Genomic DNA, 8,981 nt, shown 5'->3' on the forward strand with positions numbered 1-8,981 from the left:
TCAGTTTTACTTCGCTGGGGTGGGTCAGTTTTACACTGCTGCTAACACGGAACCGCTGAAAATTCCGTCACTCCAGTTCCAGGCCTGCGACGATCGCATCGAGATCGATCGTCTTGCCGCTGCTTTGAAAGGTGTAGTGCCCGTTGAGCAGGATGTGCCGCCATGCCGCAGGCGAAATTTTTGTGATGAGTGCCAGCGCCTTGCTGTTGCCGGCCGCCTCGTACTTGGTCACCAGCCGCGACAAGATTGCCGAGTTGTAGAAAATGATCGTGTTGGCGATCAGCCGTGCGCACTGGTTGCTGATCTCGATTTCAATGTCGGTGCGACCGGTCAGTTCCTTCTTACCGCCGACCTGGGCAATGGCCGAGCGTAGCTGATGGTAGGACTCGAGGCGATTTTGCGAGCGGTGCACGTTGCGTTCCAGTTGCGGATCGCGCAGGTAGCGAAGCGTGTAGATGCTGCGGATGAGCTTGTCGAACTCGAAGATCGCGCGCCGCGTCGGGTTCGTCGTGGTGTAGGTGCACAGCTTGCGGATCAGCGTGCCCTGCGTCATTTCCTTCAGCCCGAGTGTGGCGACGATCCGGTCGATGTTCGGCTTCTCGCGATGGATGAGATCGCAGTCGATTTTCCCGACTGGCCGAATCAGGCACGCCTGATACTGTGCTGGATCGTCAGCGCAGTAGAGTTCTTTCAATTGCGCGTTGAGGTCGGTGAAGCGCGGCTCGAACCGCCGGCCAAACCAATGCAGGATGGCGAAGTTGGCCTTGTTGACGCTGTGCATGTCGCCGGTGATCGCGGTCGGCATGATGTCCGACGTGTTGCGATACCAGATGTCGAACACGTGGTGGGCCTCGTAGTCGTGCGCGCCGATCAGGTAGCCGTTGAGCGGGATGTGGTTGCACAGCAGCGTGTAGGCGACCACGCCCTTGCCGCGCCCGAAGTACTTGCGCGAATAGCGCGCCTTCACGGTCGGCCGTTCGACGCTGAATTTCTGCCCGTCGACGGCACCGTACAGCGTTTCGAGGTCGAACGAGTAGTATGGGAAGATCGGTAGCGTGGCGATGGCGTTGCTGATGCAGTCGTTGGCCGCGTGCAGCGTTGCCTGGCGCAGGTACTGCTGGTAGCCGCTATCCAGCACGTGGTACGGGATGTCGCTGGTGCGCGCCATGACGTGGTTGCCGTGGTTCATCGCTTGCGCGATGATGACCGCCATCAGGCTGTCAGCGTCGGCGACCTTCTTCGCGTAGCGCGGCTGCATGGGCGTGAACGCCGACAGAAACTTGCACTCGTCGTTGACGAAGCGAAACACGTCGGCCACGTCGCAGAACGGAAGCTTCTCGTAGAATGCCTTTTCGCGCGCTTTCTCATTCTCGCTCTTGGGCTTGCGCCAGGTCAGTTTCTGCGTGTCCTTGTTGTATTCGAGGTGCGTCAGCTTGCCCTGTTTCAGCTCGCGGTTGAACGCCAGCCACTGCGTGCGCAGTTCGGCAGTCAGCGCATCGAGTTGGGCATGGACGGGTTGCTGCAGGAAGGGGATCTCCATTTTTGCGAGCACATCGATCTTCCTGTCCATCTCAACCAGTTCATCTGAGAAGTGCCGGTGTTGCAGGCTGTCGTCGAGGTAGAGTTCACCCGATTGGAGACGCTTCCTGATCTGGCGGTACAGCCAGAACTCGTAGCGGTCAGCGTGCAGGCCGGTTGGTTTACCGTCGGCGTCGAAGGTCAGCAGGTACGGCCGCAAGCGTTTCGGAAGTGTCGCCGCGGGCCACTCGTCGAGTGGCCGTTGCGACAGCCGCTGCTGCTTGGCAAAAACACCTTTGGCCCAGGCCAGCGCGGCAAGCCATGGACTGTCTGGATTGGAGCCGGAGAGGTCGAGCGCAACGTACAGTGGACGAAGATGGCGGCGCATGCGGTCGGCCAGCCCGTCCACCGCCTGCCACTGCAAGGCCAGCTTGCTCGCCGGCTTCACGCTCATACGCTGCGCCGTGGTTTGCAGCGTATCGCGAGGCATGATCTTGTAGGCGCGCTGCCGCACCTCGCCGAAGGGCGTGGGATCGGCCACGCTATCATCAACGTAGAGTGACAGCAGGCGGCCTACCCGCGGCGTTTCCTGCTGACGGCGCACCTGCTCGTCGGCAAAGGATTGTTTGGCACCAGCGCTGCTTTCGTCCTCCAACTGCTTCATGTGGTACGCCATCGCATCGACCAGGTTGTCGGAGAGCTGCCGGTAGCGTACCCAGGCATAGCACAGCAGGTAGAGTTGGGTCTGATCGGCCTTCAGATTGCGCAGGTCGTGGACGGTGTAGAAGTTTGCCAGGCTCGCGTAGTACAGCAGGTTCTGCTGCGAGACGTCGAGTTTAGGCAGCAGTGTCTTGGCGATTGCGTGCAGCGGCTCCAGCGTGGCGCGCTTTTCGCGCTCGCGGACCATCTGGCGCCAGCCGAAATTCTTGGCGTCCTGCTTGAGCGCCGCCAGTTGCGACAGGGTGTCATCACGGACCAGAAGCTGGCTCAGCGCGGCCTTGGCAGATTCGTCCAACGCTTGCTCCAGCAGATTGCCCAGGCGCCGGCGCTCGGCGGATAGCGTTTCGCTGACCAACTCTTGCAAGGTCGTATAGCCGGGCCGGATAATCTTGTGCTCATTGAGCCAGACGATCAGCTCGGCGGCGACGAACCCCGGCGTTACGTCACGCCGCACGGTCCGTGCGGCCTGCTGCTCGAGCTGCGGCAGGAAGGCGGCCGACCACGGCCAGTAGCCGAATAGTTTGGCGATCTGCTCGCGCTGGGTGTAGCGTTCATGCTTGGTGATCGCCTTGGGTTCGAACACCTCGCCGTGGAAATAGCGGCTCAGCACGAAAGCGCAATCGTCCTCGACTTCGTCCCAGTCGAAACTGAAGAAGGCATGCTTGGCCTTGAAGTAGCCGATCTGCAAGAGGCAATAGACCTTGGCATGAAGACTGGGCCGGCTGTTGGCAAGCGCCAACTCGGTTTCTGTCACAGCCAGATATTCCAGCTGCTGCGCATCATCGAACTCCGGCAGGCCATACAAGGCCTCCTGTTCGGCGTCGGATAGGACGCTGAGTAGCTTGTTCTTCTTGCTCATGGCCCGTTCTTGCTATCTTGAGGTTTCGTAGAAACATGGGGCATTTTCGATTCTACTGAAATAATCGTTATTATCGCGTTACTCGCTTTTCGAATCGCAACCTGTCCATATGAAAACGGGCCAGACTACGGCTTCGAGTTCTACCCCAGTCGGCTTTCCCGATGCGGATTCGCTGGCTGCCTTGCGCGGCTGGTACGCGGGACTCAGCTCTCGCGCGGCCGTTGAACACTACCTGGCGGCACGCAAGGCCGCCGGTCAATCAGCGCGAGGGATGCTGGGGCATATCCGCCGCCAGCTCATCGTTTTCGCCAACAGCCGCCACCGGCCGGATCTGGCCGACGTGTTCCAGCACGCCCCCGAAGAGCGACAGGGGCGCGCGGGTGCCGTCGAACGCGCGATCCGGCTCTTGCCCACGCTGCCGGCGCCGAAGCCCCAGATCAGCGACAGCATCGACCAGTGGCTGTCTCCGAGGACCGTCAGGGCACTGCAGGCGTACGGTATCCACACCCTCTCGGCGCTGACCGTGCGCATTCCCCGCCGGCGTGGCTGGTGGAAAGCCATCGAGGGACTCGGCATGACAGGCGCCCGGCAGGTCGAGGCTTTCTTTGCCGCACATCCGCAGCTCACCGAGCGCGCCCGGGCCCTGATCCCGATTATTCAGCCCAGCGGCATCGTGCCGTGGGAGCAGTTGCGTCTGCCGAACGAAGTCGACGGCTCGCAGGGCAATTTCCGGGCCCCGCGCAACGCTTGCACGCTGAATGCGACCAACGACTACGAGGCCGTGCAGGCCTGGCTGGCGCTGCACGAGACTGTCGCCACACAGCGCGCCTATCGCAAGGAGGCTGCGCGGCTAATCCTGTGGGCCATCGTCGAACGCGGACGGGCGCTATCATCCCTGACCACGGACGATGCAATCGCGTACCGGGCCTTTGTCCGGCACCCGACCCCGCGCGAGCGTTGGGTGGGGCCACCTCGACCACGCGATTCGGTGGAATGGCGCCCCTTCTCGGGCGGCTTGTCCGCACGCTCGGCAGCGTATGCGCTGACGGTGCTCTCGGCGCTGTTCCGGTGGCTCATCGAGCAGCGCTATGTGCTGGCCAACCCTTTCGCCGGCGTCAAGGTACGCGGTCACGCCTTGCGGCCCGCACTGGATACGGCGCGAGGCTTTACCGAGGGAGAATGGCTACTGCTGCGCGCCATTGCAGACGGCCTGGAATGGTCCTACGGCTGGTCCGAGCCGGCAGCACAACGCCTGCGCTTCATGCTCGACTTCGGCTATGCCACGGGCCTGCGCGCTAGCGAACTGGTCGGCGCCGTCCTGGGTAATGTCCGCCTCGACGAGCACGGTGACCACTGGCTGCATTTGGTTGGCAAAGGTGGCAAACCAGGTAAGGTGGCCTTGCCGCCGCTCGCGTATACGGCGCTGGACCAATACTTGGCACAGCGTCAACTGCCAGTCAGCCGGGAACGGTGGAATCCGAAAACGCCCCTGGTGGGCAGTCTTGGGGAAGACGGTAATGCCGGCATCACCGGCCCTCACCTTTGGTGCGTGTTGCGAAGATTCTTTACGCAAGCCGCTGAGGCCATTGAGGCCGATCATCCGGTCGCCGCCGAAAAGCTGCGCCGTGCCACGCCTCATTGGATGCGTCACAGTCATGCCAGCCATGCGTTGGCCCGGGGAGCTCAGCTCACCGCGGTGCGCGACAACCTACGCCATGCGTCGATCGCCACGACGTCGATGTATTTGCATGGCGATGAGCTCGAGCGCGCCAGGCAGATGCGGCAGGCTTTTGGCGCTCGTCACGTCAAGCGAGGAGTCGACTGAATTTTCATCATACGGAATGACGGAATTTTCTGGGATTCCCGCTTAGAACCCCAGAACGTCCAATGCATCATCCAGCGCCAGCGTTTCCCATGCAAGGACAAAGGCAACCAGAACCGCCATCCTTTTCTGCGGTGACATCCTGGCAATATTGAACACCGAAGTCATACCAGCATAACGTGCGAGATTTTTCAGGCGCACAGCCGGGAGTGTACTCAGGTTTTCAGCATGCAGGCCAAAATCGTTCAGAGTTTTCCAGCGTTCAATTGCTTCATTAAACGCCGGACCACTGATGGTCACAGGGCCCTTTTTCAGTGATTCCAGTAAAGACAGGCGGCTGCAATCAGTTGGCCCCAGCAGCATCTCCAGCTGTGAACGCTGTTCGGCTGACGGTATCAGTGCCAGTTTGTTCCACAGGCGCAACGTCGCCTTTTCCCTTACCTCTGAAATCAACCGGGTCAGCGTAGTGGCTCCGGGGAGAATAATACGATGTTGCATAAGCCACCCTGTCGCCAGATCGAAAAGCAGGCCAGGACGTTCGTTGCTTATCCAGCTCCGGGTATATAAAAGACGGGTAAGGCGAAATGTCCAGGGCCAGGCAAATTCACGATACTGATAGTGCTGACGTATCAGCGCTGCATGCTCACGGCGGGTATTTTCCCTCTGACCGTATTCTGCAAGAACGGTGATATCACGAATCCCGAGCTGTCTGGCGGTAAAATGCCGGACGCCGGAAGGAATATGATTCATATCGGTGAGGAAGGTGCCCAGAAAACGGACACATCCAATTTGCAGGGCAATGCCCAGACGGTTGTGATCACCTCTGCTTTTTCCGATAAATTCCTTGTCTGCTTCATCAAGGTGAAAATATCGTGCCAGCTGAAGCTCATCCGGTTCACCGGTGAATCTGCCATAGCTTTCAGTCTGCTCAGTGGTCAGAAAGTCAACGGGCATATCGGCCTCCCTGCCTGACGGGCATTTAGTAACATTTTTCCAACCGTACGAAATGTTATAAATTATCAGACATAGTAAAACGGCTTCGTTTGAGTGTCCATTAAATCGTCATTTTGGCATAATAGACACATCGTGTCTGATATTCGATTTAAGGTACATTTTATGCGAATTTTTGGTTATGCGCGGGTCTCAACCAGCCAGCAGTCCCTCGATATTCAGATCAGAGCGCTCAAAGATGCAGGGGTAAAAGCTAACCGCATCTTTACCGACAAGGCATCCGGCAGTTCAACAGATCGGGAAGGGCTGGATTTGCTGAGGATGAAGGTGGAGGAAGGTGATGTCATTCTGGTTAAGAAGCTCGACCGTCTTGGCCGCGACACTGCCGATATGATCCAACTGATAAAGGAATTTGACGCTCAGGGCGTGGCAGTCCGGTTCATTGATGACGGGATCAGTACCGACGGTGATATGGGGCAAATGGTGGTCACCATCCTGTCGGCTGTGGCACAGGCTGAACGCCGGAGGATCCTAGAACGCACGAATGAGGGCCGACAGGAAGCAAAGCTGAAAGGAATCAAATTTGGCCGCAGGCGTACCGTGGACAGGAACGTCGTGCTGACGCTTCATCAGAAGGGCACTGGTGCAACGGAAATTGCTCATCAGCTCAGTATTGCCCGCTCCACGGTTTATAAAATTCTTGAAGACGAAAGGGCCTCGTGATACGCCTATTTTTATAGGTTAATGTCATGATAATAATGGTTTCTTAGACGTCAGGTGGCACTTTTCGGGGAAATGTGCGCGGAACCCCTATTTGTTTATTTTTCTAAATACATTCAAATATGTATCCGCTCATGAGACAATAACCCTGGTAAATGCTTCAATAATATTGAAAAAGGAAGAGTATGAGTATTCAACATTTTCGTGTCGCCCTTATTCCCTTTTTTGCGGCATTTTGCCTTCCTGTTTTTGCTCACCCAGAAACGCTGGTGAAAGTAAAAGATGCTGAAGATCAGTTGGGTGCACGAGTGGGTTACATCGAACTGGATCTCAACAGCGGTAAGATCCTTGAGAGTTTTCGCCCCGAAGAACGTTTTCCAATGATGAGCACTTTTAAAGTTCTGCTATGTGGTGCGGTATTATCCCGTGTTGACGCCGGGCAAGAGCAACTCGGTCGCCGCATACACTATTCTCAGAATGACTTGGTTGAGTACTCACCAGTCACAGAAAAGCATCTTACGGATGGCATGACAGTAAGAGAATTATGCAGTGCTGCCATAACCATGAGTGATAACACTGCTGCCAACTTACTTCTGACAACGATCGGAGGACCGAAGGAGCTAACCGCTTTTTTGCACAACATGGGGGATCATGTAACTCGCCTTGATCGTTGGGAACCGGAGCTGAATGAAGCCATACCAAACGACGAGCGTGACACCACGATGCCTGCAGCAATGGCAACAACGTTGCGCAAACTATTAACTGGCGAACTACTTACTCTAGCTTCCCGGCAACAATTAATAGACTGGATGGAGGCGGATAAAGTTGCAGGACCACTTCTGCGCTCGGCCCTTCCGGCTGGCTGGTTTATTGCTGATAAATCTGGAGCCGGTGAGCGTGGGTCTCGCGGTATCATTGCAGCACTGGGGCCAGATGGTAAGCCCTCCCGTATCGTAGTTATCTACACGACGGGGAGTCAGGCAACTATGGATGAACGAAATAGACAGATCGCTGAGATAGGTGCCTCACTGATTAAGCATTGGTAACTGTCAGACCAAGTTTACTCATATATACTTTAGATTGATTTAAAACTTCATTTTTAATTTAAAAGGATCTAGGTGAAGATCCTTTTTGATAATCTCATGACCAAAATCCCTTAACGTGAGTTTTCGTTCCACTGAGCGTCAGACCCCAATATCTCCGTAAAGGTTCTCAGGTGTACATTGAAGGCCAGCTCAGAACACGTAAATGGACTGATCAAGCTGGCGTGGAGAAATACACCACAGAAGTTGTTGTGAATGTCGGTGGCACTATGCAGATGTTAGGCGGGCGGCCACAAAACGCTGCTCAACCTGATAACAAGAACCAACCACAACCACAGAGTACCGGAGCTGCGCCAGCAGCAGGAAATGAACCGCCACCGTTTGAAGATGATATACCGTTCTGAATGCTTGGGATTCAGGCTGCTGTCGCAGTAAACCAGAAGAACGGGAAGGGCTACCCCTTCCCTGTTTGCTATCACTTTATCTTTCTGCAGCGCATCGAGCTGCGGATTTTTGCTATCACTTTTTCAATCCGGAAGCGACCGGCCAAACAAAAAATGATAGCAAAAATAGTAAAAGGTGATCAGCTGGCCAAAAATATCTGCTATCATTTTTGTGTTGGCCAGCTCGCCGGCGCCATTCAAAATGATAGCATTCCGGCGTGAAAGCAAGACTGGCCTCAATGTTTAGCCATTTGAGGGGTATGTATGGGGACATTAACAGTCAGGCCACAGCCGGAACATGAAGATGCACTGGAGGCCGTAGGCGTGTTGTTGCAGGAAAAACGCGCTTCACAGACGTTACTCAAATCACTGATGGCCTACGAGCAACACTGTAATGAGATCGCCCGATTGAAAGCAGCCTTGTACAAGGCCGAGAAAGAGCGTGATGAGTACAAAGGTAAAATAGAGCGCTTTAAAGCTGCCCAGCTCGCGTTATTTGAATAGAGCAATGAAGCTAACGCCCTTTGGTTGTTGAATCTCGCTACGTTCCACAGGGAGCCTGTAGAACGTAACAGGATTGTCGGTAAAGTGATCCGGGATCGTTTTTGGATCTTCATTCTGGATCAATGTAAATAATTTAGTTATGATTAGTCCGTTCTGCTTACCGAACCTCGACCTTGTAGAAAGGTGCTGGTAGTGATAGATTTCATCGCTAAGTTTGCAAGACGTAAAGAATTTCAGGTAGACCACGCCAAAAGGTGGTGAAGGAAGGGTTGAAAAGCCCAAAAAACAAAGCCCCGATTATCTTCCAGTTTGGCGACGGGTAAAGATAATCAGGGCTAGGTACGAAACCTAAGAAGGATTATAACCTATGTATTCCTCAAAGCAACCCCTGTTCGCCATAA

At 55.6% G+C, this 8,981-nt stretch carries 6 protein-coding genes and 2 pseudogenes; 6 read left to right on the top strand and 2 right to left on the bottom strand.

What is annotated here, in order from left to right:
- Positions 1 to 67: 67 nt before the first annotated feature.
- On the bottom strand, positions 68 to 3,097 hold the full coding sequence (tnpA, locus tag AB182_RS00220; RefSeq protein WP_004152392.1) for a Tn3-like element Tn4401 family transposase: 3,030 nt from the start codon (positions 3,095 to 3,097) through the stop codon (positions 68 to 70).
- Between the two features lie 109 nt (positions 3,098 to 3,206).
- Between tnpA and tnpR the strand changes: the two genes are divergently transcribed.
- Positions 3,207 to 4,922: a Tn3-like element Tn4401 family resolvase TnpR gene (gene tnpR / locus AB182_RS00225; protein ID WP_004152391.1), complete on the top strand. Its 1,716-nt coding sequence runs from the start codon at positions 3,207 to 3,209 to the stop codon at positions 4,920 to 4,922.
- 51 nt (positions 4,923 to 4,973) lie between these two features.
- On the opposite strand, the pseudogene AB182_RS00230 reads toward tnpR, so the two are convergent.
- Positions 4,974 to 5,873, bottom strand: a pseudogene (locus AB182_RS00230) (DUF4158 domain-containing protein); the annotation flags it as partial.
- 162 nt (positions 5,874 to 6,035) lie between these two features.
- On the opposite strand from AB182_RS00230, the gene AB182_RS00235 reads away from it, so the two are divergent.
- From AB182_RS00235 to AB182_RS00255, 5 genes and pseudogenes are all read left to right on the top strand, one after another.
- Positions 6,036 to 6,593 (top strand): recombinase family protein, encoded by a 558-nt coding sequence (locus AB182_RS00235; protein WP_001217881.1) that lies wholly within the window; start codon positions 6,036 to 6,038, stop codon positions 6,591 to 6,593.
- 182 nt (positions 6,594 to 6,775) lie between these two features.
- On the top strand, positions 6,776 to 7,636 hold the full coding sequence (locus AB182_RS00240) for a broad-spectrum class A beta-lactamase TEM-1 (RefSeq protein ID WP_000027057.1): 861 nt from the start codon (positions 6,776 to 6,778) through the stop codon (positions 7,634 to 7,636).
- A 137-nt stretch (positions 7,637 to 7,773) separates the two neighbouring features.
- Positions 7,774 to 8,037, top strand: a pseudogene (ssb, locus tag AB182_RS00245) (single-stranded DNA-binding protein); the annotation flags it as partial.
- Positions 8,038 to 8,298: a hypothetical protein gene (locus AB182_RS32455; protein WP_002399803.1), complete on the top strand. Its 261-nt coding sequence runs from the start codon at positions 8,038 to 8,040 to the stop codon at positions 8,296 to 8,298.
- A 42-nt stretch (positions 8,299 to 8,340) separates the two neighbouring features.
- Entirely contained in the window at positions 8,341 to 8,580 is a 240-nt protein-coding gene (locus tag AB182_RS00255) for a hypothetical protein (protein ID WP_021519658.1), read from the top strand.
- Positions 8,581 to 8,981: the final 401 nt, after the last annotated feature.

This window comes from Phytobacter ursingii, from assembly GCF_001022135.1.
GTDB lineage: Bacteria > Pseudomonadota > Gammaproteobacteria > Enterobacterales > Enterobacteriaceae > Phytobacter > Phytobacter ursingii.

What these genes read in the sequence shown, in the direction of transcription:
- AB182_RS00235 (WP_001217881.1), top strand. Translation starts at nt 6,036, where the DNA reads ATGCGAATTTTTGGTTATGCGCGGGTCTCAACCAGCCAGCAGTCCCTC.
- AB182_RS00240 (WP_000027057.1), top strand. Translation starts at nt 6,776, where the DNA reads ATGAGTATTCAACATTTTCGTGTCGCCCTTATTCCCTTTTTTGCGGCA.
- AB182_RS00255 (WP_021519658.1), top strand. Translation starts at nt 8,341, where the DNA reads ATGGGGACATTAACAGTCAGGCCACAGCCGGAACATGAAGATGCACTG.
- tnpR (WP_004152391.1), top strand. Translation starts at nt 3,207, where the DNA reads ATGAAAACGGGCCAGACTACGGCTTCGAGTTCTACCCCAGTCGGCTTT.
- AB182_RS32455 (WP_002399803.1), top strand. Translation starts at nt 8,038, where the DNA reads ATGCTTGGGATTCAGGCTGCTGTCGCAGTAAACCAGAAGAACGGGAAG.
- tnpA (WP_004152392.1), bottom strand. Translation starts at nt 3,097, where the DNA reads ATGAGCAAGAAGAACAAGCTACTCAGCGTCCTATCCGACGCCGAACAG.